This is a genomic window from Xanthomonas sp. 1678 (genome assembly GCF_031455575.1).
Classification (GTDB): Bacteria; Pseudomonadota; Gammaproteobacteria; order Xanthomonadales; family Xanthomonadaceae; genus Xanthomonas_A.
Genome location: NZ_JAVDSZ010000006.1, coordinates 239,692 through 263,825 on the forward strand (window position 1 = coordinate 239,692; position 24,134 = coordinate 263,825).

Consider the following 24,134-nt stretch of genomic DNA (forward strand, 5'->3'; position numbering starts at 1 on the left):
CAGACCCCACACACGAAATGTCATCTTCCCCCCACGTCGATCGTTGGATCGTCCTCAAGTTCGGCGGCACCTCGGTGTCGCGTCGTCATCGCTGGGACACGATCGGAACGCTGGCGAAAAAACGCGCCGACGAGACCGGCGCGCGGGTGCTAGTGGTGGTGTCGGCGCTGTCGGGGGTGACCAATGAGTTGACCGCGATCGCCGACGGCAGCACCGACGGCGCGCAGCGCGTGGCCGCGCTGGAGCAGCGCCACCGCGAGTTCCTGGGCGAACTGGAGCTGGATGCGGAAGCCGTGCTCGGCGAACGCCTGGCGGCGCTGCGCGGGTTGCTGGACGATCCGCGCGCGGCGGCCCGCACGCTGGACTGGCAGGCCGAGGTGCTGGGCCAGGGCGAGTTGCTGTCTTCGACGCTGGGCGCGGCCTACCTGCGCGCCAGCGGCCTGGATGTGGGCTGGATGGATGCGCGCCAGTGGCTGGACGCACTGCCGCCGCAGCCGAACCAGAGCGAGTGGTCCAAGCGCCTGTCGGTGTCCTGCCAGTGGCAATCCGACGCCGCCTGGCGCGAACGCTTCGTCGCCCAGCCGGCACGGATGCTGATCACCCAGGGTTTCATCTCCCGGCACCAGGACGGCGGCACCGCGATCCTCGGCCGTGGCGGCTCCGACACCTCGGCGGCCTACTTTGGCGCGCTGCTCGGCGCCAGCCGGGTGGAGATCTGGACCGACGTGCCGGGCATGTTCAGCGCCAACCCGCGCGAAGTGCCGGACGCGCGCCTGCTGACCCGGCTGGACTATTACGAGGCGCAGGAAATCGCCACCACCGGCGCCAAGGTGCTGCACCCGCGCTCGATCAAGCCGTGCCGCGACGGCGGCGTGCCGATGGCGATCCTGGACACCGAGCGCCCCGAGCTGCCCGGCACCAGCATCGACGGCAACGCGCGCACCGTGCCCGGGGTCAAGGCGATCAGCCGCCGCAACGGCATCGTGCTGGTGTCGATGGAAGGCATCGGCATGTGGCAGCAGGTCGGCTTCCTGGCCGACGTGTTCGCGCGCTTCGCCAAGCACGGCCTGTCGGTGGACCTGATCGGCTCGGCCGAGACCAACGTCACCGTGTCGCTGGACCCGAGCGAGAACCTGGTCAATACCGACGTGCTGGCGGCGCTGTCGGCCGACCTGGCGGAGATCTGCCGGGTCAAGATCATCGTGCCGTGCGCGGCGATCACCCTGGTCGGGCGCGGCATGCGTTCGCTGCTGCACAAGCTCTCGGACGTGTGGGCCACGTTCGGCAAGGAGCGCGTGCACATGATCTCGCAGTCGTCCAACGACCTGAACCTGACCTTCGTCATCGACGAGGCCGATGCCGATGGTCTGCTGCCGATCCTGCATGCCGAGCTGATCGACAGCGGTGCGATGCCGGTGGAGGAGACCGAGGTGTTCGGACCGCGCTGGCGCGAGATCACCGGCAGCGTGCGCGCGCGGCCCACGCCGTGGTGGCACGCCGAGCGCGCGCACCTGCTGCGCCTGGCGCAGGCCGGTACGCCGCGCTATGTCTACCATCTGCCGACCTTGCGCGAGCGTGCCCGCGCGCTCAAGGCGATCGCGCCGATCGACCAGCGCTACTACGCGATCAAGGCCAATTCGCATCCGGCGATCCTGGAGGCGCTGGTCGCCGAAGACTTCGGCCTGGAATGCGTGTCGCACGGCGAACTGCGCCGGGTGTTCGACACCTTGCCGGAGCTGTCGCCGCGGCGCGTGCTGTTCACGCCCAGCTTCGCGCCGAAGGCCGAATACGAAGCCGCGTTCGCGCTGGGCGTGACCGTCACCGTCGACAACGTCGAACTGCTGCAGCGCTGGCCGGAGCTGTTCCGCGGCCGCAGCCTGTGGCTGCGCATCGACCTGGGCCACGGCGATGGCCACCACGAAAAGGTCAACACCGGCGGCAAGGCGTCCAAGTTCGGGCTGTCGGCCACGCGGGTGGACGAATTCGTCGAGGTCGCGCGCACCCTGGACATCCGCATCGTCGGCGTGCACGCGCACCTGGGCAGCGGCGTGGAGACCGCGCAGCACTGGCGGCGCATGTGCGACGAGCTGGCCGGCTTCGCGCGTCGCATCGGCAGCGTGGAAGTCATCGACATCGGCGGCGGCCTGCCGATCGCGTACAGCGCCGACGACGAGCCGTTCGACCTGGACGCCTGGGCGCAGGGCCTGGCCGAGGTCAAGGCGGTGCATCCCGCGTTCCGCCTGGCGGTCGAGCCGGGCCGCTACCTGGTCGCCGAATGCGGCGTGCTGCTGACGCGCGCCACCCAGGTGATCGACAAGGACGGCATCCGCCGGGTCGGCCTGGACGCGGGCATGAACGCGCTGGTGCGCCCGGCGCTGTACGACGCCTGGCACGACGTCGCCAACCTCAGCCGCCTGGACCGCGACGCCGATGCGGTGTTCGACGTGGTCGGCCCGATCTGCGAATCCAGCGACGTGTTCGGCAGGCGCCGCCGGCTGCCGGCCGCCACCGCGGCGGACGACGTGATGCTGATCGCCGACGCCGGCGCCTACGGCTACGCGATGGCCAGCACCTACAACCAGCGCGAGCTGCCGCGGGAGGACGTGATCGATGCGCCTGCAGACTGAGTTCATCGCGCTCAGTGCCGTCGCCGGCGGCGCGGCGATGATGTTGGCCACCGCGGCCGATCAGGCGGGCACGAGCCTGCCGTTGCAGTGGGCCGACAGCCTCAAATGGCTGCTGCCTGCGCTGATCGCAGCAGGGGCGGGCGCATGGTTGGCGTGGCGCTGGCAAGGCCGGTGGCCTGCCGGCCGTGCGGGCGCGATGGCATTGCGCACGGTGCTGCTGGGTGCATGCAGTTATGTGCCGGCGCTGACGTTATATCTCGTGGTGGTGTTCGCGGCGTCCGCCGATGCCACGCACGGGAGTTCGAACTGGGAGCTGTTTCCGCTGGCGCTCCTGTTCGGCTGCCTGCCATGGCTATGGGCGGCGTTGCCGTTTTCCATGATCGAATTTTTCCTGTGCCGACGCTACTTGCGTCGCACGCGCGTTCTTGCAGGTAGTCCATGACCGCTTTCGACAAACAGCAGATCACCACCTTCCGCTTCGTGCGCTGCGCGTTCGACGCCGACAGCGGCGTCGCGCATCTGGTCTATGCCTTCGACCAGGGCCCGGAGCTGGTGGAGACGATCACCGTGCCCGGCGCGCCGTTCGTATTGGATGCTCAGCGCGCGCAGACGGTGCAGCGCGCGCTGCGCCTGCTGCACCTGATCGCCGGGGTCAGCTACTACAAGGCCGCGGTACCGCCGCGCATCGTCATCGACGACTACGCGATCGATGCCGAGACCGCCGCGCTGCTGGACAGCGTGTACCTGCACGGGCTGGGCGAGTTCGCCTACCGCAACGGGCTGGACCTGCGCGAGCGGATCCGTTTTCCGGCGAACGCGGGCAACGAGCAGGACGCTGCGGCGCTCGGCCTGCGCGCGCATGCCTTGGTCGCGATCGGCGGCGGCAAGGATTCGCTGGTCAGCATCGAGGCGCTGCGCGCGGCCGGCGTGGAGCAGACCGTGGCCTGGATCGGCGGCTCGCAGCTGATCCGCGCCTGCGCCGAGCGCACCGCGCTGCCGACTCTGAACATCGGCCGCGCGCTGGCGCCGGAACTGTTCGAACTGAACCGGCAGGGCGCGTGGAATGGGCATATCCCGGTGACCGCGGTGAACTCGGCGATCCTGGTGTTCGCCGCGCTGCTGCACGACGCCGGCCAGGTGGTGTTCTCCAACGAGCATTCGGCCAGCTACGGTAGCCAGATCGCCGGAACCGGCGAGGTCAACCACCAATGGTCCAAGGGCTGGGCATTCGAGCAGGCGTTCGGCGCCCACGTGCAGCGTTACGTGGCCGCGGACCTGCGCTACTACTCGTTGCTGCGCCCGCTGTCGGAACTGGCGGTGGCGCGGCAGTTCGCCAAGAACGACCACTACGACGCGCATTTCTCCAGCTGCAACCGCAATTTCCACATCCTCGGCGAACGCCCGGCGCACCGCTGGTGCGGAGTCTGCCCGAAGTGCCATTTCGTGTTCCTGGCGCTGGCGCCGTTCATGCCGAAGACGCGGCTGGTGCGGATCTTCGGCCGCAACCTGCTCGACGATGCGGCGCAGGCGCCGGGCTTCGATGCGTTGCTGGAGTTCCAGGACCACAAGCCGTTCGAATGCGTCGGCGAGGGCCGCGAATCGCGCGCGGCGATGGCCACGCTGGCCGCGCGCGCCGAATGGAAGGAAGATGCGCTGGTGGCGCGCTTCATCCGCGAGATCCAGCCGCAGCTGGACGCCGGCGACCTGCGCGTGGAGCCGTTGCTGACGCTGGACACGCAGCACCGCGTCCCGGCCGAACTGTGGGAACGCGTGCGTGCGAATTTCGCAGCTTGAGGGCCTGCGGGTCGCGCTGTGGGGCTGGGGGCGCGAGGGGCGGGCGGCGTATCGCGCGTTGCGCGCGCGGGACTCGGGACTCGGGACCCGGGACTCGATAGCAGCGCTGCCGCTAACGGTGTTCTGCTCGGCTGACGAAGCCGCCGAGGTCGCGGCGTTGCACGATTCCGAGTTGCAGGTGGAAACCGAAGCCAGCGCCGAGCGCCTGGCGGCGTTCGACGTGGTGATCAAGTCGCCGGGGATCAGTCCGTATCGGCCTGAGGCGCAGGCCGCCGCGGCGCGCGGCACGCGTTTCCTCGGCGGCACGTCGCTGTGGTTCGCCGAGCACGCGGATGCTGACGGCGTGGTGCCGGGCAGCGTCTGCATCACCGGCACCAAGGGCAAGAGCACCAGTACCGCGCTGCTGGCGCACCTGCTGCGCGCCGGCGGCCACCGCACCGGCCTGGTCGGCAACATCGGCCTGCCGCTGCTGGAAGTGCTGGCGCCGCCGCAGCCGCCGCAGTACTGGGCGATCGAACTGTCCAGCTACCAGACCGGCGACGTCGCGCACAGCGGCGCGCGGCCGCAGCTGGCGCTGGTGCTGAACCTGTTCCCGGAACATCTGGACTGGCATGGCAGCCAGGCGCGCTACATCGAAGACAAGCTGGCGCTGGTGACCCAGGCGCGGCCGCGCATCGCGCTGCTCAATGCCGCCGATCCGCAGCTGGCGGCGCTGGCGCTGCCTGACAGCGAGGTGCGCTGGTTCAATCGCGAAGACGGCTGGCACATGCGCGGCGATGTCGTGCACCGCGGCGACGTGGCGGTGTTCGACAGCGCGCGGGTGCCGCTGCCGGGCCGGCACAACCGTGGCAACCTGTGCGCGGTGCTGGCGGCGATCGAGGCGCTGGGCCTGGACGCGGCGGCGCTGGCGCCGGCCGCTGCGGATTTCCGGCCGTTGCCGAACCGGCTGCAGACCCTTGGCGAGCGCGACGGCATCGCCTACGTCAACGATTCGATCAGCACCACCCCGCACGCCACGCTGGCGGCGCTGGACTGCTTCCGCGGACGCCGCATCGCGCTGCTGGTCGGCGGTCACGACCGCGGCCTGGACTGGCAGGACTTCGCCGCGGCGATGCGCCACGGCGCGCCGCTGGAGATCGTCACCATGGGCGCCAACGGCCCGCGCATCCACGCGCTGCTGGCGCCGCTGGCCGCGGCCGGCGGCTTCGGCCTGCATGCCGCGGCGGATCTGCCGGCGGCCGTGGCGTTGGCGCGCGCCGCGCTGGGCGAGGGCGGCGGGGTGGTGCTGCTGTCGCCGGGTGCGCCGAGCTTCGGCGCCTACCGCGACTACGTGGCGCGCGGCCGCCATTTCGCCGAACTGGCCGGATTCGACCCGGAGGCGATCAGCGCGATCCCGGGGCTGGGGATCGCCTGAGCTGGTTGCGCTTGCGTTGGGTGGCATGCGCCCGCTGGCTGCTACCGCGCTTGGAGAGTGGATTGATGAGTGCCATTGAGGCCTTGCTAGGCTTGGACCATTGGGTGCGGGGCTTTGTCGCCAATGCCCGTCGCGACTGATGGCCCGAGGCCACTCGGAGCCACTCCTACAGGTGCAATAGGGTCGACAGAAACGATCTAGACTGCCGACTGGTTCCTAGAGGAGAGACGCGATGCGCACTCGTTCGATGCGGTGGATCGGCCTGCTGGGCCTGGCCTTGGCGCTGCCGTTGCCGGCGCTGGCCGCGATGCAGGCCAAACCGGTGGAATGGAAGGTTGGCAAGGACAGCTTCAGTGGCGTGCTGGTCTACGACGATGCCGACAGCGACAAGCGCCCCGGCCTGGTGATGGTGCCGAACTGGCGCGGGGTCAACGCGTCGGCGATCGACAAGGCCAAACAGCTGGCCGGCGACGACTACGTGGTGCTGCTGGCCGACGTCTACGGCAAGGGCAAGCGCCCGGCCAACGACACCGAGGCCGGGCAGTTCGCCGGTGCGCTGAAGAAGGATCCGGCGACGCTGCGCGCACGCGCCTTGAAGGCGGTCGACGTGCTGAAGGCGCAGGCCGGCAAGGCGCCGCTGGATGCATCGCGGATCGGCGCGGTCGGCTTCTGCTTCGGCGGCACCACGGTGCTGGAACTGGTCCGCGCCGGCGCGCCGCTGGCCGGCGTGGTCAGCCTGCACGGTGGCCTGTCCACGCCGTCGCCGGCGGCCGCGGGCAGCGCGAAGGCGCCGCTGCTGGTGCTCAACGGCGCCGACGACAAGAGCGTGAGTCGCGACGACATCGCCGTCTTCGAGCAGGAAATGAACGGTGCCGGTGCCGACTGGCAGTTCGTCAACTTCAGCGGCGCCGTGCATTGCTTTGCCGAGGCCGACGCGAACAGCCCGCCAGGCTGCCAGTACAACCCGCGCGCGGCCAAGCGTGCCTATCGCATGCTGCACGACTTCTTTGATGAGCGATGGGATTAGGGATTCGGGATTAGGGATTCGCAAAAGCGGCAGGTCTGCGCTTTACGAATCCCAACCCTGTCAGGGCACACGCGCGCGTCGGATCAGCGCTTAAGTTCGACTGCGGAGCACGCGTTTCGGAACCATGGGGATTTGCAGAAGCCGCATCGCCGCTTCTGCGAATCCCCAATCCCCAATCCCGTCCGGCGCGCACAGCGCGCCGGATCAGTGCCTGCGTTCGATCGCGTAGCGGGCCAGTCCGCGCAGCGCGGCCAGGGCTTCGCTTTCCGGCAGGCCGTCCAGCGCACGTTCGGCGGAGGCGGCGTATTCGGCGGCGCGGCGCCGGCTGTAGTCGAGCCCGCCGCTGGCCTGGATCGCCGCCAGCACTTCCGGCATCGCCTCCGCATCGCCCTGTTCGACGATGTGGCGCAGGCGTTGGCGGGTGGCAGCGTCGGCATGCGCCATCGCGTGGATCAGCGGCAGGGTGGCCTTGCCTTCGGCCAGGTCGTCGCCCAGGTTCTTGCCCAAGTCGGCGGCATCGGCGGTGTAGTCGAGCACGTCGTCGGCGATCTGGAACGCGTAGCCCAGGTGCATGCCGTAGTCGTACAGGCGCTGCTGCACCTCTTCCGAGGCGCCCGAGGCCAACGCCCCGAGCCGGGTGCCGGCGGCGAACAGCACCGCGGTCTTGCGCTCGATCACCCGCAGGTACGCGGCCTCGTCGGTATCCGGGTTGTGCACGTGCAGCAACTGCAGCACTTCGCCCTCGGCGATGCGGTTGGTGGTGTCGGCGAGCAACCGCATCACCGCCATGCTGTCCAGCTCGACCATCAGCTGGAAGCTGCGCGAGTACAGGAAATCGCCGACCAGCACGCTGGGCGCGTTGCCCCACAGCGCGTTGGCGGTGCTGCGGCCGCGGCGCAGGTCCGACTCGTCGACCACGTCGTCGTGCAGCAGGGTCGAGGTATGGATGAACTCGACGATCACCGCCAACTGGTGGTGCACCGGCCCGCCGCCGGCGCAGGCGCGCCCGGCCAGCATCACCAGCATCGGCCGCAGGCGCTTGCCGCCGGCGGAGACGATGTGCTCGGCGATCTGGTTGATCAGCACCACGTCCGAGGCCAGACGGCGGCGGATCAGGGCATCGGCGGCGCTCATGTCGGGCGCGGCCAGCGCCTGGATCTGAGGCAGCCCCAGGGCGGGGCGGAGGTCTTCGGCGAGGCTCATGCGGTCGGACTAGGGGGAGTGCAGGGATTATAGGCCACCCCGGTGAGGGCTCGCCTGACGCCTGAACCAGGAGAAGGCTGATATCCGTCGCCAGCCCGGTATAATTCACTGTCTGTGCCCGTTTCCGAGCGGGCGACCCTATCCGACATGCCCGCGCCCGAGCGGGTTCACCACCCCGAACGGAAGAATTCCATGGCCCGCGGCATCAACAAAGTCATCCTCGTCGGCAACCTCGGCAACGATCCCGACACCAAATACACCCAGGCCGGCATGGCGATCACCCGCATCAGCCTGGCCACCACCAGCGTGCGCAAGGACAAGGACGGCAACCAGCAGGAGCGCACCGAATGGCACCGCGTGGTGTTCTTCGGCAAGCTCGGCGAAATCGCCGGCGAGTACCTGCGCAAGGGCAGCTCGGTCTACGTCGAAGGCTCGATCCGCTACGACAAGTACACCGGCCAGGACGGCGTGGAGAAGTACTCCACCGACATCGTCGCCGACGAGATGCAGATGCTCGGCGGCCGCGGCGAAGGCGGCGGTGGTGCCGGTGCCGGTGCTGGCATGGGCGGCGATCGCCCGCAGCGCTCGGCGCCGCCGCGCCAGGACCGCCCCAACCAGGGCGGCGGCGGTCAGGACTACGCCCCGCGCCGCCAGCAGCCGGCGCCGCAGCAGTCCGCGCCGATGGACGATTTCGCGGACGACGACATCCCGTTCTGAGCAACACCTGCCACAAGTGTCGATAGAGATCTGAAGAGCCCCGTTTTTACGGGGCTTTTCTTTATCTCAATGATTTCCGTGGAAAAAGCGCATCAAGGCGCCATCGCCTTGGTAGACGCGCAGGCTGCCATCGTGCGTGTCAAAGGCGCTTTCATGCAGCACGCAGCCGCAATCCAGGTGCCCGTATGGCGTGTCGGGCAAGTTCTTCTCGGAGTAGTGCCCACTCCATCGGCCAGCTCGAACGCGGCGTGGAGCCACGGTTTCTCATGCTTCGCCTGCATGGCAGGCCATGGTTCATGGCTTCCAGTCGCCTTTCGCTGCACATCTAGTAGTTCACCTCCGTACGCCACCCGAAATCCCCTACCGTCATGCGGCGATGGCGCGCAAGGCGTTGTGCTTTGCAGCATGGCTTTTCGTGCACTGCGTCTTGCAAAAAAACGATCGCCTCCTTTATGGTGCAATCGATTGCATTGCGGCGAATCCTCAGTGTTTGAACCGGTTGGGAGGCCGGGAAGCGGATGTCTATCCATTCGATCGGACCGGCGCCGGCCCGGGGGTTCACGAGGCGAGATGCGCTGCGCGTTGCCGTCGCCGGGAGCCTTGGCCTGGGCGCTGCGGGCACGCTGCCCGCGTTTGCCGCTACCGCGCCGCTCAAGGGCAAGCTGAAGCATTCCGTCTGCCGCTGGACGTTTCCGCAGCAGTCGATCGCCCAGCTTTGCCAGACGGTGAAGGGCATCGGTTTCGCCGCCATCGATCTGGTTGGCCCGGCGGATTGGCCCACGCTGAAGGCCAATGGCGTGCACAGTTCGATGTGCAATGGTGCGGAGATGGGCCTGGACAAGGGCTTTGCCGGCCGCCAGTTCCACGACCAACTGGTCGAGCGCTACACGCGGCACATCGACCTGGTGGCCGACGCCGGCTATCGCAACCTCATCTGTTTTTCCGGCAATCGCAACGGCATGGACCCCCAGGAAGGCATGGCCCACGCCGAAGCGGGACTCAAGCGCATCCTCGGGCATGCCGAGAAGCGCGGCGTGGTGCTGGTGATGGAGCTGCTGAACTCCAGGGTCGATCATCCCGACTACCTGTGCGACCACTCCGCATGGGGCGTGGAGCTGTGCCGGCGCATCGGCTCGGATCATTTCGGCCTGCTGTACGACATCTACCACATGCAGATCATGGAGGGCGACATCATCGCCACCATCGGCAAGCATCACGCGTTCTTCAAGCATTACCACACTGCGGGCGTGCCTGGCCGGCACGAGATCGGAGACGATCAGGAACTCCACTATCCCGCCATCTGTCGCGCGATCCGCGATACCGGTTTCGATGGCTATCTGGCGCAGGAATTCATTCCTACGGCGCCGGATCCCGTCGGCTCGCTGCGCGAGGCGATCCGCCTCTGCGACGTCTGAAACGATATCCACCCAGGTGAAGTAGAACCCATGGCAGACAATCACTACGACGCCATCGTCGTCGGCTCGGGAATCAGTGGCGGTTGGGCGGCGAAGGAGCTGGCCGAGAAAGGTCTCAAGGTCCTGATGCTGGAACGCGGACGCAACATCGAACACGTCAAGGACTACGTCAACGCGATGAAGGAGGCGTGGGATTTCCCGCACCGCAACCGGCCGACCCAGGCGATGAAGGCCGACTATCCGGTGCTGATGCGCGACTACGGCCTGGTCGAGAACCTGCAGGGCATGTGGGCCAACGAAAAGGAATCGCCCTACACCGAGACCAAGCGATTCGACTGGTACCGCGGCTATCACGTGGGCGGTCGCTCGCTGATGTGGGGACGGCAGAGCTATCGCCTGTCGGACCTGGATTTCCAGGCGAACCTCAAGGACGGCATCGCCACCGATTGGCCGATCCGTTACGCCGACATCGCGCCCTGGTACGACTATGTGGAGAAGTTCGCCGGCATCGCCGGCACGCGCGAGGGCCTGGAGGTGTTGCCCGACGGCGAATTCCTGCCGCCGATCCCGTTGAACATCGTCGAGAAGGACGTGGCTGCGCGGATCAAGAAGGCCTTCGGCGGGACCAGGCACCTGATCCACTCGCGCACCGCGAACATCACCCAGCCCAAGGTCGAGCAGGGCCGCGTCAACTGCCAGTATCGCAACAAGTGCATCCTGGGCTGTCCGTACGGCGCCTACTTCTCGACCCAGTCAGCGACGCTCCCGGCGGCCATGAAGACCGGCAACCTGACCTTGCGGCCCTTCTCGATCGTCAAGGAAGTGCTCTATGACAAGGACCGCAAGCGCGCGCGGGGCGTGGAGATCATCGATGCCGAGAGCGGGCAGACCTATCAGTACACGGCCAACGTGATCTTCCTCAACGCGTCCTCCTTCAACTCGACCTGGCTGCTGATGAACTCGGCCACCGATGTCTGGGAAGGCGGGCTGGGCTCTTCGTCCGGCGAGCTTGGGCACAACGTGATGGACCATCATTTCGGCGCCGGCGCCGCCGGCCGGGTCGAAGGCTACGACGACAAGTACTACTTCGGCCGGCGTCCCTGCGGCTTCTACATTCCCCGTTTCCGCAACGTTGCCGCGGACAAGCGCGGCTATCTGCGCGGGTTCGGCTACCAGGGCGGCGCCAGCCGCACCGGGTGGTCGCGCGAGATCGCCGAGCTGAACATCGGCGCCGACCTGAAGGATGCGCTGACCCTGCCGGGCGACTGGCGCATCGGCATGACCGGATTCGGCGAAATGCTGCCTCACCACGACAATACGATTCGCCTGGACCCGCAGCGCAAGGACAAATGGGGGCTGCCGGTGCTGGCGATGGACGTATCCTTGCGCGCGAACGAAAAGGCCATGCGCAAGGACATGGCCGCCGATGCCGCCGAGATGCTGGAGGCCGCCGGGGTCAAGGACGTGCAGATGCACGATGACGACTACGCCCCGGGCAAGGGCATCCACGAGATGGGCACCGCGCGCATGGGCCGTGACCGCAGCAACTCCGTGCTGAACCAGCACAACCAGGTCTGGGACGCGCCGAACGTCTACGTCACCGACGGCGCCTGCATGACCTCCAGCGCCTGCGTGAATCCTTCGCTGACCTACATGGCGCTGACCGCACGGGCAGCGGACCATGCGGTGCGCGAGCTGAAAGCGGGGAACCTGTGATGGAACGCCGCGAACTGCTGAAGATGATCCTCGCCGCCACGGGCGCGGCCATGATCGGCCTGCCCGCGCTGTCCCATGGAAAGGCGCCGGCCGAGGGGGCGAAGCACGCGTTCTCCGCCGCCGATGTCGGCACGCTGGACGAGATCGCCGAGACCATCCTGCCGCGGACCAAAACGCCGGGGGCGAAGGACGCCGGCGTAGGCGTGTTCATGGCGCAATTCGTCACCGATTGCTACACCGCCAAGCAGCAGGCGGCATTCCGCGCCGGCCTGGTCGAGATCGACAAACGCGCCGGCGGCCGCTTCGTGTCGCTCACGCCGCAGGCGCGCACCGAGCTGCTGCGCACCCTGGATGCAGAAGCCAGGAAACATGTCGTCGAAGTGGCCGACACCGGCACCGCCAAAGTGGCGGGCGCGATGCCGCATTACTTCACGATGATCAAGCAGCTGACCATCTTCAGTTTCTTCACTTCGAAGATTGCCGCGACCGAAGTACTGCAGTACGTCGCTGTGCCTGGTCGCTACGACGGCGACCTGGCCTATGCCCCCGGTACGCCCGCTTGGGCGACCAGCTGATGGACCGCAACGCTTCGCCCATGCACCACTTCCCCGGGAACACCATGACCAGATCCCTCCTGATGGCGGCCTGCCTGCTGGCCGCGGCGCCCGCGTTCGCGCAGGCCGGCGGCGACCCTTCGCGCGATCCGACGAAGACCGAGGCGTGGAAGCCCGTGCCCGCGATCGTGGCCACGCCCGCGGGCCGCGCGCCCTCCGACGCGATCGTGCTGTTCGGTGGCAAGGATCTCTCGGCCTGGGAGTCGGAGCAGGGCGGACGCGTGCCCTGGAGCGTCGCCGGCGGCGCGCTGACCGTGGTGCCGGGGAGCAAGGGCATCCGCACCAAGCAGCGCTTCTGCGACATCCAGCTGCATATCGAGTGGCGCACGCCCACCGCGACCCGGGGCTTCGAAGGCCAGCAGCGGGGCAACAGCGGCATCTTCCTGCAGGACCTGTATGAGCTGCAGGTGCTCGACAGTTACAACAACACGACCTATGCCAACGGCCAGGCCGGCTCGATCTACAAGCAGGCCATTCCGCTGGTGAACGCCTCGCGTGCGCCGGGCGAGTGGCAGGCCTACGACATCATCTGGAAGGCGCCGCGCTTCTCGCAGGGGGGCGGGCTCACGTCGCCCGCCCGCATCACCGTCCTGCATAACGGCGTGCTGGTGCAGGACGACACCGTGCTGGCGGGCAAGACCGAATACATCGGCGCGCCGTCGTACTCGCCGCATGCGTGCGCGCCGATCTCCCTGCAGGAGCACGATTCCAAGGTCAGCTACCGCAACATCTGGGTGCGCGAGCTGTAGCGCCGGCGCGTAGCTGGCGCCGGCGTCCTATTGCGCCAGGAAGCTGGCGATGTCGTCGACGTCCTGTTGCGACAGCTGGGGAAAGGGCGGCATCAAGCCGCCGCCCTTGCTGATCTTCTCCTTGATTTGCGCCGATTCCAGCCGCTTGCCCACGTCGGTGAGCGCGGGGAATGCGCCCGGGACGCCCGCGCGATCGGCGCCGTGGCAGGCCGTGCAGTTCGTTGCGTAGAGCTGCGCGCCGGCCGCAGGGTCGTCCTTGGACCACGCCGTCGTCGCAAGCGTCGTCCCCAGTAGAACCGCGGCGGCTGTCAGGATCGTTCTCAAGCGTGACTCCTTCGCGTGCTAGCGATGTGCGCTGGCGGGCAGGCTGGCGGGCAGGTGTTCGCGCAGGTACTCGGCACCGGTCTGGACGACCGCGGCCGGATCGCGCGGACGGTCGTGCTCGATGATGTACCAGCGCACGCCGGCACCTGCCGCGGCAGGCAGGATCGCGTTCCAGTCCAGCACGCCCCGGCCCACGGCGGCGAAGCCACCCTCGTCCTCGGCCTGGCCTTTCGGTGCATTGTCCTTGGCGTGTACCGCGAACATGCGGCCCTTGAACTTGGCCAGCATCGCCGCCGGGTCGTAGCCCGCGCGCGCGACCCAGGCCAGGTCCAGCTCGGTCTGCAGGTCGGGGCCGGCCGCTGCGAACAGCAGTTCCAGGCCGGTCTTGCCATTGAAGTCGACCAGCTCGAAGTCGTGGTTGTGGTAGGCCAGATGCATGCCCTTGGCCCGCACCCGCGTCGAGAGTTGGCCCAGTTCCTTGCCCAATGCGGTCCAGCCCGCGGCATCGGTCGGCCGGTCCTTCTGGTCCAGGTAGGGCACCACCAGCGTCGTGTTGCCGATCGACCGGTTGAAGGCCACCACGCTATCCAGGTCCTTGCGCAGCTCGGCCAGTTGCACGTGCGACGAGATCGCCTTGATCGCATACCTGTCCAGCAGCCGCTTGAGTTCCGCCGCGCTGACGTTCTGCGTGCCGACCGTTTCCACCGCGCCCACGCCCGCGTCGTGGACGATCTTCAACTGTTGGTCGAGCGAGCCGGCGTCGCGCAGCGTGTACATCTGTACCGCGATGGGTTTCTGCGGGCCAGCGGCGTCGCGTGCGAAGGCGGGCAGGGCGACGAGGAGCAGCAGTGCGAGAGTGGCGGTTCTGCGTGTAGGGGTGTTCATCAAGAAGTTCTCCCGGGATTCAACCGATGGATGTCCAGGCGCGCGTCCTGGCCGATGCGATGACGCGATCGACGATCAGCGCCGAGCGCACGCCGTCCTCGAAGGTGGGCAGGCCTTCCGGCCGCTCGCCTTCGATGGCGCGATAGGTGTCGGCGACAAACGCCTCGAAGCAATCGCCGTAGCCCTGCGCGTGCCCGGCCGGCAGCACCGCCAGCCGGCGTTGTTCGGCACTGCCGGCGCCCGGCCCGCGCACGAAGATTTCCTCGCGCTGGTCGGGCCGGCCGATCCACAGCCGCTCGGCGTCCTCCTGGTCGAACGCCACGCTGGCGTTGGCGCCATCGATCTCGAACCACAAGCGATTGCGGCGTCCCGCCGAGACCTGGCTGACCGTCAACGAGGCCAGCGTACCGGCGCCGGTTTTGAACATCGCCGCGGCCACATCCTCGCTCGCTACGGCCTGCATTGCGCCGCCCGCCGCCGGCGTGGTGAAGCTCTGCCCGGTGATGGCGCCGCGCTCGGCGATCACGGTGGCGAACGCCGCGCTGACCTCGACGAACCGCTCGCCGCCGACCCATTCCACCAGGTCGCACCAGTGCGAGCCGATGTCGGCGAACACGCGCGACGCGCCACCCAGTGCCGGGTCCACGCGCCAGTTGTTGCTGGCGGGGTCCAGCAGCCAGTCCTGCAGGTAGCTGCCGTGGATCAGGCGCAGCGGCCCCAGTTCGCCCTGCGTGATGCGTGCGCGCGCCTCGCGGACCACCGGGTGGTAGCGGTAGACGAAGGGCACCGTGGCGACCAGCCCGGTCGAGGCGGCCAATGCCGCCAAGGCCTGGGCGTCCTGCAACGTGGTAGCCAGCGGCTTCTCGCAGATCACGTGCTTGCCGGCTTGCAGCGCCGCCTGCGCCATGGCGCGGTGCAGATGGTTGGGCGTGCAGACGTGCACGACCTGCACCTGCGGATCGGCGACCACCTCCTCGATGTCGCGATAGGCGCGCGGGACGTCCCACGACTGCGCCACGTCGCGTGCGCGTTGCGGGGAAGAGGCGGCGACGCCGCGGACCTGGGCACCGGCCAGCAGCGCTGCGCGCCGGTGCACGGCGCCGATCATGCCGGTGCCGACGATGGCGATTCCAAGCTTGCGCATCGGGTGGGGTCCTCAGGGTGCGGAGGGCGCGGCCGCGACGACTGGCCGGTCGCGGAACAGCAACAGGAAGGCGATCAGCACGACCAGCGCCACGCCTGCCGGGAACAGCCAGATCTGCTGCCAGTCCGGGCCGGCCGCCGTGGTGTAGTGCTCCACCACCGCGCCGGACAGGAACGTGCCGATCAACATGCCCACGCCGTACGTGGCCAGGGTGATGAACCCCTGCGCGCTGCTGCGCGCGGCGGGGCCGGCATGCGCATCGGTGTAGATCTGGCCGGTGACGAAGAAGAAGTCGTAGCAGATGCCGTGCAGCACGATGCCGATCACCAGCAGGGAGAACCCGCCGCCCGCATCGCCAAAGGCGAACATGGCGTAGCGCACCACCCACGCGGCCATGCCCACCGCCAGCATGGTCTTGACCCCCAGCCGCACGAACAGGAACGGCATGGCCAGCATCAGCAGGACTTCGGAGACCTGGCCCAGCGATTGCAGGCCGGCCGCGCCGCGCACGCCCAGATCGTTGAGATACGGGTTGGTGAAGTTGTAGTAGAACGCCAGCGGGATGCAGATGGCGATGGACGCCAGGAAGAACACCAGATAGGAGCGCGACTTCAGCAGCCGCAGCGAGTCCAGCCCCAGCATCTGCCCCAGCCCGGCGTCGCGCTGTTGCGCCAGCGGCGGTGTATGCGGCAGGGTGAAGGCATACAGGCCCAGGGCCAGCGATGCCAGCGCCGCCATCCGGAAGGTCAGCTCGAGCCGGTGCGCCTGTTCCCAGCCCAGCCAGCCGATCAGCACGCCCGCCACGATCCAGCCGACGCTGCCGGCCACCCGCACCAGCGGGAATTGTTTCTCAGGCGATTGCATGTGCCGCATCGCCACGCTGTTGGCCAGTGCCAGCGTCGGCATGAACAGCAGCATGTAGCCCATGACGCAGGCGGAGAACATGCCGAAGCTGGTCGCCGTGGACGCCAGCCACATGAGCACCGCACCGGCGAGGTGCAGCACCGCGAGGATGCGCTGCGCCGCGAAGTAGCGATCGGCGATCAGGCCGACCAGGAACGGCGCCACGATGGCGCCGATGGACTGGCTGAGGAAGGCCGTCGCCACCTGGCTCGCGCTGGCCTGCAGGGGGCCCTGCACCAGGTACGTGCCCAGGGTCACGAACCATGCCCCCCAGATGAAGAATTGCAGAAACATCATCGCGCCCAAGCGCGACATGGTGTGCGTCATGGCTTCCCCTCCCAGGGCGGTATTGGCTCAGGTCCCCAGCATGCGGCGCAGCGATTCCGGATCGGCGCCGCTGTCGGCAAAGTCGTCGAAGGCGCGTTCGGTCACGCGGATGATGTGGTCGCGGATGAACGCGGCGCCCTCGCGTGCGCCGTCTTCCGGATGCTTCAGGCAGCACTCCCACTCCAGCACCGCCCAGCCCGGGAAATCGTATTGCGCGAACTTCGAGAAGATCGCCTTGAAGTCGATCTGGCCATCGCCGAGCGAGCGGAACCGCCCCGGACGATCGATCCAGTCCTGGTAACCGCCATAGACGCCGCTGCGCGCACTGGCGCGATACTCCGCGTCCTTGACGTGGAAGATGCCGATGCGCGCGTGGTACCGGTCGATGAAGCCCAGGTAGTCCATCTGCTGCAGCAGCAGGTGGCTGGGGTCGTACAGGATCTTGGCGCGCGGGTGATGGTCGACCACCTCGAGGAAGCGCTCGAAGGTCGCGCCGTCGTGCAGGTCCTCGCCCGGGTGGATCTCGAAGCACAGGTCCACGCCGCAGGCGTCGAACGCATCCAGGATGGGGCGCCAGCGGCGGCCGAGTTCGGCGAAGGCTTCGTCCACCAGGCCCGGCGGGCGCTGCGGCCAGGGATAGAAGTAGGGCCAGGCCAACGCACCGGAGAACGTGGCATGCGCCGTCAGCCCCAGTCGCTGGCTGGCCTTGGCGGCCAACAGCAGTTGCTCCACCGCCCAGGCCTGGCGGGCGGCGGGATCGCCGCGCTTGTCCGGCGGTGCGAAGCCGTCGAACAGGGTGTCGTAGGCGGGGTGGACGGCGACCAGCTGCCCCTGCAGGTGGGTGGACAGCTCGGTGATCTGCAGGCCGTGCCCGGCCAGCATGCCGGCGACGTCGTCGCAATACGCCTGGCTCTGCGCAGCCTGGGCCAGATCGAACAGGTGGGGCGCGCTGGTCGGCACTTGTACGCCAGAATAGCCCAGGCCCGCAGCCCACCCGGCCAGCGTGTCCAAGCGATCGAAGGGAGGGTTGTCGCCGATGAACTGCGCCAGGAACAGCGCTGGACCCTTGAGCGTTTTCAACGTGATTCGCCTCGATGCAATCGATTGCATTTATCCTAGCATGGGCCTTCCGCAACAGCCGTTGTGCACTGCACAGCAGAAAGAAGAACGAACGTCATGGCAACCATTTACGACATCGCAAAGCACGTCGGCGTCTCCGCCGGCACGGTGTCGCGCGCGCTGTCCCGGCCGGAAAAAGTCCTGCCGGCCACGCGCACGCGCATCGAGCAGGCCGCCGCCGCGCTGGGCTATGTCCCCAACACGGTCGCCAGGACGCTCAAGACCCAGCGCAGCGGCAAGATCCTGGTCACCGTCCCGGACATCGCCAATCCATTCTTCGCGCAGATCCTGCAGGGCGCGGAGGAAGCGGCGCAGGCCGTCGGTTACGCCGTCCTGCTGGGCGATACCCAGCACCAGCCCGACCGCGAGGAGCGCTACGCGCAGATGCTCCGGCGCAACGAGGCGGACGGCCTGATCGTGCTGGGGCACCGCCTGCCGCCGACGGCGCGCGAGATCGTCAAGCAGCTGGGCGCCGCCGCGCCGGTGGTCAACGGCTGCGAGTTCGACCCGGCGCTGGGCATCCCCAGCGTCCACATCGACAACGCGGCCGCCGCGCGCGCCGTGATGGAACATCTGTATGGGCTGGGGCACGAGCGGGTTGCCGTGGTGGGCGGTCCGCCCGACAATCCCCTGCACCAGCAACGACTGGAAGGGGTCCGGGCCGCCGGCAAGGCGCGCGGCCGCCTGCGCAACCTGAGCGTCGTGCCGGGCGATTTCTCCGTGGAATCCGGTCATGCGGCCGCGATGGCGCTACTGGCCCGCGCGCCCGTGCCGACCGCGATGTTCTGCTTCAGCGACCAGATGGCGCTGGGCGCCCTCGCGGCCTGCCGGGATCTGGGCATTCGCGTGCCGGACGACCTGTCCATCGTCGGCTTCGACGACCTGGCGTCGTCCAGTTACCTCACGCCCCCATTGACCACCATCAGGCAACCCATGCGGGAGATCGGCGTCCGCGCGGTCAACCTGCTGCTCGCCATCATCGAGAACGTGGACGTGCCGCTTCAGCAGACGCTGGATTTCAGCTTGATGTTGCGCGGGTCGACGGGTGCGCCGAGGGATAGGTGACGTCGCCGCGCTGCGACGTCGCCGGCCGTGATGCGAATCCTCCGCTGCGGGCAGCTCGGGCTTGCGCTCAGGCGCGCGCACGTTTGCGCGCCGCAGGCTTGCCGGCCGTGGTCGAAGTGACGCTGGCCGCCTGCCGCGGTGCGGCGCCGAACAGGAACATCTCGACCGCGCGCTCCACCATCTTGCGCACGGTCGAGGGCGGCAGCGGCGGGGGATCGCGCTGGTAGATGCGCACGTCCACTTCCGCGGTGAGCAAGGCCAGGAAATGCAGGGCGGCGATGGTCGGGTCGCTCTGGTGCAGTTCGCCGCGCGCCATCGCCGCTTCCAGCACCGTGGCGACCGCGACCACCGATTCGCTTGGGCCGGCCTGGTAGAACAGCTGCCCGACGTCGGAGCGGCCCGCCTCGGCCACCACCATGCGGTAGACCGCGATGGCGATGGCATCGTTGCTCACCACCCGCAGCATGCACTCGCCGAAGTGCAGCAGCATCGAGCGCAGATCGCTCTGGCCGGCGCGGGGCGACTGCAAGCGCTGGATCGCGTCGGACAGATGCGCGGTCGCGGCGGCGCGGACCACAGCGCTGAACAACTCCTCCTTGGACGCGAAATAGCCGTACAGGGTGGCCTTGGAGCCGCCCAACCGTTTCGCCAGCTCGTTCATCGAGGCGCGCTCGTAGCCCAGTTCCTGGAACAGGTGCCTCGCCGCCTCGACGATGGCCTCGCGTCGTGCCTCGGTTCGAACTTTCATTGCGCCTCCTATAAGTGAACCCAACTGTACATTTTCCTTGACAGTGGGGGAAATCGCTTCTAATAATAAACCGTACGGTATGGTTTATTTTAAGTGGCGGCGACGCGCGTCGTCTCGACGCCCGCCGCTACGTCCGTGCACCACTACTCGGTGCGGCTTTCCCGAATCCACGAAAGGGCTCTCCCATGAAACATTCCGTTTGGCTGTCCGCATTGGCGCTGGCGATCAGCCTGGGCGCGGCCGGTTGCGCCAGTACGCGCCCGGTCGCCTACGCCGGGCTGGCCTCGTCACAGCAGTTGCGGCCCACCCTCGGCGACCGCTCCGGCCGGGTTCCCTACGACTATTCGGCCGGAGCCGACTGGCGCGACTACGACAGCGCGGTGGTCGCGCCGGTGACGATCTATCGCGGGCCGGACAACCAGTTCGACCAGAAGGTTTCAGAGCAGGACAAGGCGGAGCTGGCGGACTTCATGCGCGCCGCCTTCGGCGACGCGCTGCAGGCGCGCTTTCCGCTGCTGGACCGGCCGCGGCCGGGTTCGCTGCGCGTGGCGGTGACCCTGACCGGCGCGAAGAAGACGCCGCAGGTGGCAGGAACGGTGACCAAGTTCGACCTGGCCGGTGGCCCGTACAACGTGGTGCAGTCGATCCGCGGCAAGGAAGGCGCCTTGTCCGGTTCGGTCAGCTATGCGGTGGAGATCTACGACGCCACCAACAACCGCCTGCTCAGCGCCTACGTGTCCAAGCAGTATCCGAACGCGTTGAACGTCAAGGCCAGCATCGGCGGCCTGGGTGCGGCGAAGGCAGGGATCCGCAAGGGCGCCCAGGAACTGGTCGCACGCCTGGACTAGTGCCATTGCGGTGCGCGACGGGTTACGCCGCTACGCGGGAAATGCCATCGCGGGCATTTCATCGCGAGCTGATTCCGGTTGCTGCGTCCACCACGTCGCTGCTTTTTTTTGCCGGCTCATGCAGGTCGGTTTCCGTGCACTTTCCACGATCAGGACACTCCCATGCGCCCGCGTCGACCCGCTCCGCCACGCCTTCCGCACAGCCTGCGTCCTGGATTGCAGGCGCTGTACGATCTTCCCGACCTGCCGCCGCGTCGGCGCACGCCGCCGGCGGCGCTGTTCTGGCGCGGCGTGGTCGCGGCGATCGTGCTGGTCGCGCTGCTGGTGCTGCCGATTCGCGCGGCATGGGCCGCCGCGGGCGACGACAGCAGTGGGCCGGCGCGTGGCTCGCGCTGGGGCCTGGGCATGGCGGCGCTGACGATGCACAAGCCGTATCGCGGCGTCGAGCCGGAGGTCGTCGCGCTGCCGCTGCTGGTCTACGAGAGCAAGTGGTGGAGCGTGTACGGCCCGTCGCTCAGCCTGAACCTGCCGTCGCTGGGAGCGGTGGCGTTCTCGCTGACCACGCGGTTGTCCCACGACGGCTACGACGCAGCGGACTCGCCGTCGCTGGACGGCATGCGGCAGCGCAAGGATCGCCTGTGGCTGGGCGGCTCGGGCACGTGGCGCACCGGCATCGCCGACACCACGCTGGAGTGGATGCATGACGTGTCCGGCTACAGCCGCGGGCGGCGCGTCGCCGTTTCGATCGAACATGTCTTCGATCTCGGCCTGTTCGAATTGACTCCGCGGCTGGGCGCGGCGTGGCTGGATCGCCGCTACGTGGACTATTACTACGGCGTGCGGCCACAGGAGGCGCGCGCGCAGCGCCTGCCGTATCGCCCCGGCGCCAGCGTCGATGTGGAAGCCGGGTTGCGCGCGGCCTACCGCGTCGCGCATCGCGATTCGCTGTTCCTCGATGTGGGCGTGGATCGCCTCGGTGCGCAGATCCGCGACAGTCCGCTGGTCGGCAGCGCGCTGCAATCGCGCATCGTATTGGGGTATGTGCATGTGTTCTGAGCGCGCGCCCCGCCGCCGCGCGCCGGTGCGCCCCGCGCCGCAGCGCCCGCCGGACCCGACGCGGCCTGTCGAGGAATGGGTGAGGCCCCATGGCGCTTCCGCCAGCGACGACGCGCTTGCATCGATCGGCTAACAACGCGACCGCTACGGCGGGCCAGCGCCGTATTACACTCTGCTTGCAAGCCAAACCAACATGGATACAGGGGATCAGGATGAGCGGGAGACTGGGGGCAGTCGCGTTGTGCTGTGTGCTGGGAATGGGAATCGGAATGGGGAGCGCGCAGGCGCAGGTGGACCTTGAACCGTTCCTCAGGAAGGACGACGTCACCGACCTGAAGCTGTCGCCGACCGGCGAGTTCCTGGCGGCGACGGTGCCGATGGAGGACAAGACCGCGCTGACGGTGATACGTCGTTCCGACAACAAGACCGTAGGCAGTTTCGCGTTGGGCAAGAATTCCCACGTCTCGGATTTCACCTGGATCGGCGACGGGCGTCTGCTGATCGCGTTGGCCGAAAAGTTCGGTGCGTTGGACAAACCGGTTCCCACGGGCGAACTGTTCGCCATGAATGCCGACGGCACCGCCGCCGAACTGCTGGTCGGATTTCGCGTCGCCAGCAAGGGGCCGGGGACGCGGATCCAGCCGAAGAAGGTGGAGTCGGTCGCCGCTTTTCTGGCCGGCACCTTGCCCGACGACGAGCGCAATGTCGTCGTCACGATATGGCCCTTCAACAGCGACGATCCTTACACCCGCGCCGAACTGCTGGACGTCTACAGCGGCCGCCGGCGCCCGCTGGCCAGCACGCCCGTGCGCCGCGCGAGCTTTCATACCGATCCGCAAGGCATGGTGCGGTTTGCGCTGGGCGCCGATACCGACAACGCCAGCAAACTCTATTACCGCGACGCCAAGGGCGGGGACTGGCGGCTGATCAACGACGAGAACCTCAGTCACCATGTCGAACAGCCGCTGGGTTTCTCCGCGGATGGACGCGTTGCCTATCTCCGTGTCGAAAAGCCGAGCGGCAGCGACGCGGTCGAATCGTGGAATGCGGAAAGCGGCGAGCGCAAGCTGGTCGCCCGCGATGCGGCGACCGACCCTTACCGGATCATCTATCGCAACGATACGAACATTCCGGTGGGCATCTTCGTCGTCGGCGACAAGCCCAAGACCTTGTTCTTCGACGAGGCGTCGCCGGAAGCCAGGATGTATCGCAGCCTGCAGGCCGTGTTTCCTGGGCAGGCGGTCTTCGTCACCTCCAGCACGCGCGATGGCCGGCTGGCCCTGGTGGAAACCTATTCGGACCGCAATCCCGGCGATTTCTACCTGTTCGATGCCGCGGCCAAGAAGGCCGACCGCATCTTCAGCCGGCGCGCCTGGTTCGATCCGGAGAAGTCGGCCTCGGCGCAACCCATCGCCGTGACGGCGCGCGACGGACAGGTCTTGCACGGTTTCCTGACCCTGCCGCCTGGCGGCGACAGGAAAAAGCTCGCCACCGTGGTGATGCCGCACGGAGGGCCGTTTGGAGAGTTCGACAAATGGACCTTCGACGACGACGCACAACTGCTGGCCCAGGCCGGTTACGCGGTGCTGCAGATCAACTACCGCGGTTCGGGCAACTACGGGCGCGCCTTCCAACAGGCCGGCGCGCGGCAGTGGGGCGGCACGATGCAGGACGACGTGACCGATGCCACGCGCTGGGCGATCCAGCAGGGCATCGCCGATGCGGGACGCATCTGTCTGTACGGCGCCAGTTACGGCGCCTACGCGTCATTGATGGGCGTGGCCAAGGAGCCGTCGCTGTACCGCTGCGCGGCCGGCTATGTCGGCGTCTATGACCTGCCGATGATGTACGTCAAGGGCGACATCCAGACCCGTGCGTCCGGCGAGGCCTACCTGCACGAATGGCTGGGGCCACGCGATGCGCTCGCCGCGGTGTCGCCGGTGAACCTGGCCGGCCGGATCAAGGTGCCGGTGTTCCTGGCCGCCGGCGGCGAGGACGAGCGCGCGCCGATCGCGCATTCCAAGAAGATGGAAGCGGCGCTGAAGAGCGCCGGTGTACCGGTGGAGACGCTGTACGTGCCGACCGAGGGCCACGGCTTCTACACCGAGGCGCACCAGCGCGAGTACTACACCAGGCTGCTGGCGTTCCTGAGCCGTTCGCTCGGCGGCGCAGTGGCCAAGCCTGCGGCGGCACGCTAGCGGGCGTCGGATGCGCCACGCCGCCCGATGGTGCGGCGTGGCCCGTTCGCAGGCAGGGTCGGGCACAACTGCCGCGGCGCGGCATCACCGCTTGCCGCCGTTGCCGCCGTCGCCCAGCTCAGCGCGTTTTGCGTAGCGGGTCTGGCATATGTTGTCAGGTCGTTCGCGTGCGCGTAGATAACCGCAACGCCGGCGCTTGGGCATTTCCATGTGCCCGCGCGCAGGATGCGCCTTGCCGGCA

General features: G+C 68.0%; 21 protein-coding genes. 14 read left to right on the forward strand and 7 right to left on the reverse strand.

Annotation, left to right across the window (positions count from 1 at the left end):
• The first annotated feature begins 17 nt into the window (after positions 1–17).
• From J2Y70_RS13185 to J2Y70_RS13205, 5 genes are all read left to right on the forward strand, one after another.
• Complete coding sequence (locus tag J2Y70_RS13185) at positions 18–2,627, forward strand: bifunctional aspartate kinase/diaminopimelate decarboxylase (RefSeq protein ID WP_309918212.1); 2,610 nt, start codon at positions 18–20, stop codon at positions 2,625–2,627.
• Positions 2,611–3,069, forward strand: coding sequence for a hypothetical protein (locus J2Y70_RS13190; protein ID WP_263395198.1), 459 nt, complete (start codon positions 2,611–2,613; stop codon positions 3,067–3,069). Before J2Y70_RS13185 ends, J2Y70_RS13190 begins: the two co-directional genes overlap by 17 nt.
• Positions 3,066–4,421: a UDP-N-acetyl-alpha-D-muramoyl-L-alanyl-L-glutamate epimerase gene (murL, locus tag J2Y70_RS13195; protein ID WP_309918215.1), complete on the forward strand. Its 1,356-nt coding sequence runs from the start codon at positions 3,066–3,068 to the stop codon at positions 4,419–4,421. Before J2Y70_RS13190 ends, murL begins: the two co-directional genes overlap by 4 nt.
• Positions 4,402–5,835, forward strand: a complete 1,434-nt coding sequence (murD, locus tag J2Y70_RS13200; RefSeq protein ID WP_309918218.1) for a UDP-N-acetylmuramoyl-L-alanine--D-glutamate ligase — start codon at positions 4,402–4,404, stop codon at positions 5,833–5,835. The genes murL and murD overlap by 20 nt, the downstream gene beginning before the upstream one ends.
• Positions 5,836–6,067: 232 nt before the next feature.
• The gene (locus tag J2Y70_RS13205; protein ID WP_309918221.1) at positions 6,068–6,862 is read left to right on the forward strand and encodes a dienelactone hydrolase family protein; all 795 of its coding nucleotides are present in this window, start codon (positions 6,068–6,070) and stop codon (positions 6,860–6,862) included.
• Between the two features lie 204 nt (positions 6,863–7,066).
• Here the strand turns inward: J2Y70_RS13205 and J2Y70_RS13210 are convergent, their stop codons facing one another.
• Positions 7,067–8,065, reverse strand: coding sequence for a polyprenyl synthetase family protein (locus J2Y70_RS13210; protein WP_309918224.1), 999 nt, complete (start codon positions 8,063–8,065; stop codon positions 7,067–7,069).
• A gap of 192 nt (positions 8,066–8,257) precedes the next feature.
• Here J2Y70_RS13210 and J2Y70_RS13215 point away from each other — a divergent pair, with 192 nt between their 5' ends.
• The 5 genes from J2Y70_RS13215 (at position 8,258) to J2Y70_RS13235 (ending at position 13,276) form a co-directional block, all read left to right on the forward strand.
• On the forward strand, positions 8,258–8,782 hold the full coding sequence (locus tag J2Y70_RS13215; RefSeq protein ID WP_309918227.1) for a single-stranded DNA-binding protein: 525 nt from the start codon (positions 8,258–8,260) through the stop codon (positions 8,780–8,782).
• Positions 8,783–9,300: 518 nt separating this feature from the next.
• Positions 9,301–10,197, forward strand: a complete 897-nt coding sequence (locus J2Y70_RS13220) for a TIM barrel protein (protein ID WP_309918230.1) — start codon at positions 9,301–9,303, stop codon at positions 10,195–10,197.
• 30 nt (positions 10,198–10,227) lie between these two features.
• Positions 10,228–11,913 (forward strand): GMC family oxidoreductase, encoded by a 1,686-nt coding sequence (locus J2Y70_RS13225; protein ID WP_309918232.1) that lies wholly within the window; start codon positions 10,228–10,230, stop codon positions 11,911–11,913.
• Positions 11,913–12,488, forward strand: a complete 576-nt coding sequence (locus J2Y70_RS13230; protein ID WP_309918235.1) for a gluconate 2-dehydrogenase subunit 3 family protein — start codon at positions 11,913–11,915, stop codon at positions 12,486–12,488. Before J2Y70_RS13225 ends, J2Y70_RS13230 begins: the two co-directional genes overlap by 1 nt.
• A 44-nt stretch (positions 12,489–12,532) precedes the next feature.
• Positions 12,533–13,276: a DUF1080 domain-containing protein gene (locus tag J2Y70_RS13235; protein ID WP_309918335.1), complete on the forward strand. Its 744-nt coding sequence runs from the start codon at positions 12,533–12,535 to the stop codon at positions 13,274–13,276.
• Between the two features lie 27 nt (positions 13,277–13,303).
• Here the strand turns inward: J2Y70_RS13235 and J2Y70_RS13240 are convergent, their stop codons facing one another.
• From J2Y70_RS13240 to J2Y70_RS13260, 5 genes are read right to left on the reverse strand one after another with little or no spacing between them, the layout of a single operon-like run.
• Positions 13,304–13,600 (reverse strand): cytochrome c, encoded by a 297-nt coding sequence (locus tag J2Y70_RS13240; RefSeq protein ID WP_309918237.1) that lies wholly within the window; start codon positions 13,598–13,600, stop codon positions 13,304–13,306.
• Positions 13,601–13,618: 18 nt separating this feature from the next.
• A complete protein-coding gene (locus J2Y70_RS13245) occupies positions 13,619–14,485 on the reverse strand; it encodes a sugar phosphate isomerase/epimerase (protein WP_309918240.1) in 867 nt (288 codons plus the stop codon).
• Positions 14,486–14,504: 19 nt separating this feature from the next.
• On the reverse strand, positions 14,505–15,629 hold the full coding sequence (locus J2Y70_RS13250) for a Gfo/Idh/MocA family oxidoreductase (protein ID WP_309918246.1): 1,125 nt from the start codon (positions 15,627–15,629) through the stop codon (positions 14,505–14,507).
• A 12-nt stretch (positions 15,630–15,641) separates the two neighbouring features.
• Complete coding sequence (locus J2Y70_RS13255) at positions 15,642–16,859, reverse strand: nucleoside permease (RefSeq protein WP_309918249.1); 1,218 nt, start codon at positions 16,857–16,859, stop codon at positions 15,642–15,644.
• Positions 16,860–16,886: 27 nt separating this feature from the next.
• Positions 16,887–17,939: a sugar phosphate isomerase/epimerase gene (locus tag J2Y70_RS13260; protein ID WP_263395185.1), complete on the reverse strand. Its 1,053-nt coding sequence runs from the start codon at positions 17,937–17,939 to the stop codon at positions 16,887–16,889.
• Positions 17,940–18,035: 96 nt separating this feature from the next.
• Here J2Y70_RS13260 and J2Y70_RS13265 point away from each other — a divergent pair, with 96 nt between their 5' ends.
• Positions 18,036–19,043, forward strand: a complete 1,008-nt coding sequence (locus tag J2Y70_RS13265; protein ID WP_309918253.1) for a LacI family DNA-binding transcriptional regulator — start codon at positions 18,036–18,038, stop codon at positions 19,041–19,043.
• A 67-nt stretch (positions 19,044–19,110) separates the two neighbouring features.
• Here the strand turns inward: J2Y70_RS13265 and J2Y70_RS13270 are convergent, their stop codons facing one another.
• Positions 19,111–19,791: a TetR/AcrR family transcriptional regulator gene (locus J2Y70_RS13270; protein ID WP_309918255.1), complete on the reverse strand. Its 681-nt coding sequence runs from the start codon at positions 19,789–19,791 to the stop codon at positions 19,111–19,113.
• 185 nt (positions 19,792–19,976) lie between these two features.
• Here J2Y70_RS13270 and J2Y70_RS13275 point away from each other — a divergent pair, with 185 nt between their 5' ends.
• The 3 genes from J2Y70_RS13275 to J2Y70_RS13285 all read left to right on the forward strand — a co-directional run bounded on the left by J2Y70_RS13275 (position 19,977) and on the right by J2Y70_RS13285 (position 23,893).
• Entirely contained in the window at positions 19,977–20,639 is a 663-nt protein-coding gene (locus J2Y70_RS13275) for a DUF3313 domain-containing protein (RefSeq protein ID WP_263395182.1), read from the forward strand.
• A gap of 162 nt (positions 20,640–20,801) precedes the next feature.
• Positions 20,802–21,695, forward strand: coding sequence for a MipA/OmpV family protein (locus tag J2Y70_RS13280; RefSeq protein ID WP_309918262.1), 894 nt, complete (start codon positions 20,802–20,804; stop codon positions 21,693–21,695).
• Positions 21,696–21,964: 269 nt separating this feature from the next.
• Positions 21,965–23,893, forward strand: a complete 1,929-nt coding sequence (locus J2Y70_RS13285; RefSeq protein WP_309918264.1) for a S9 family peptidase — start codon at positions 21,965–21,967, stop codon at positions 23,891–23,893.
• The last annotated feature ends 241 nt before the right edge of the window (positions 23,894–24,134 follow it).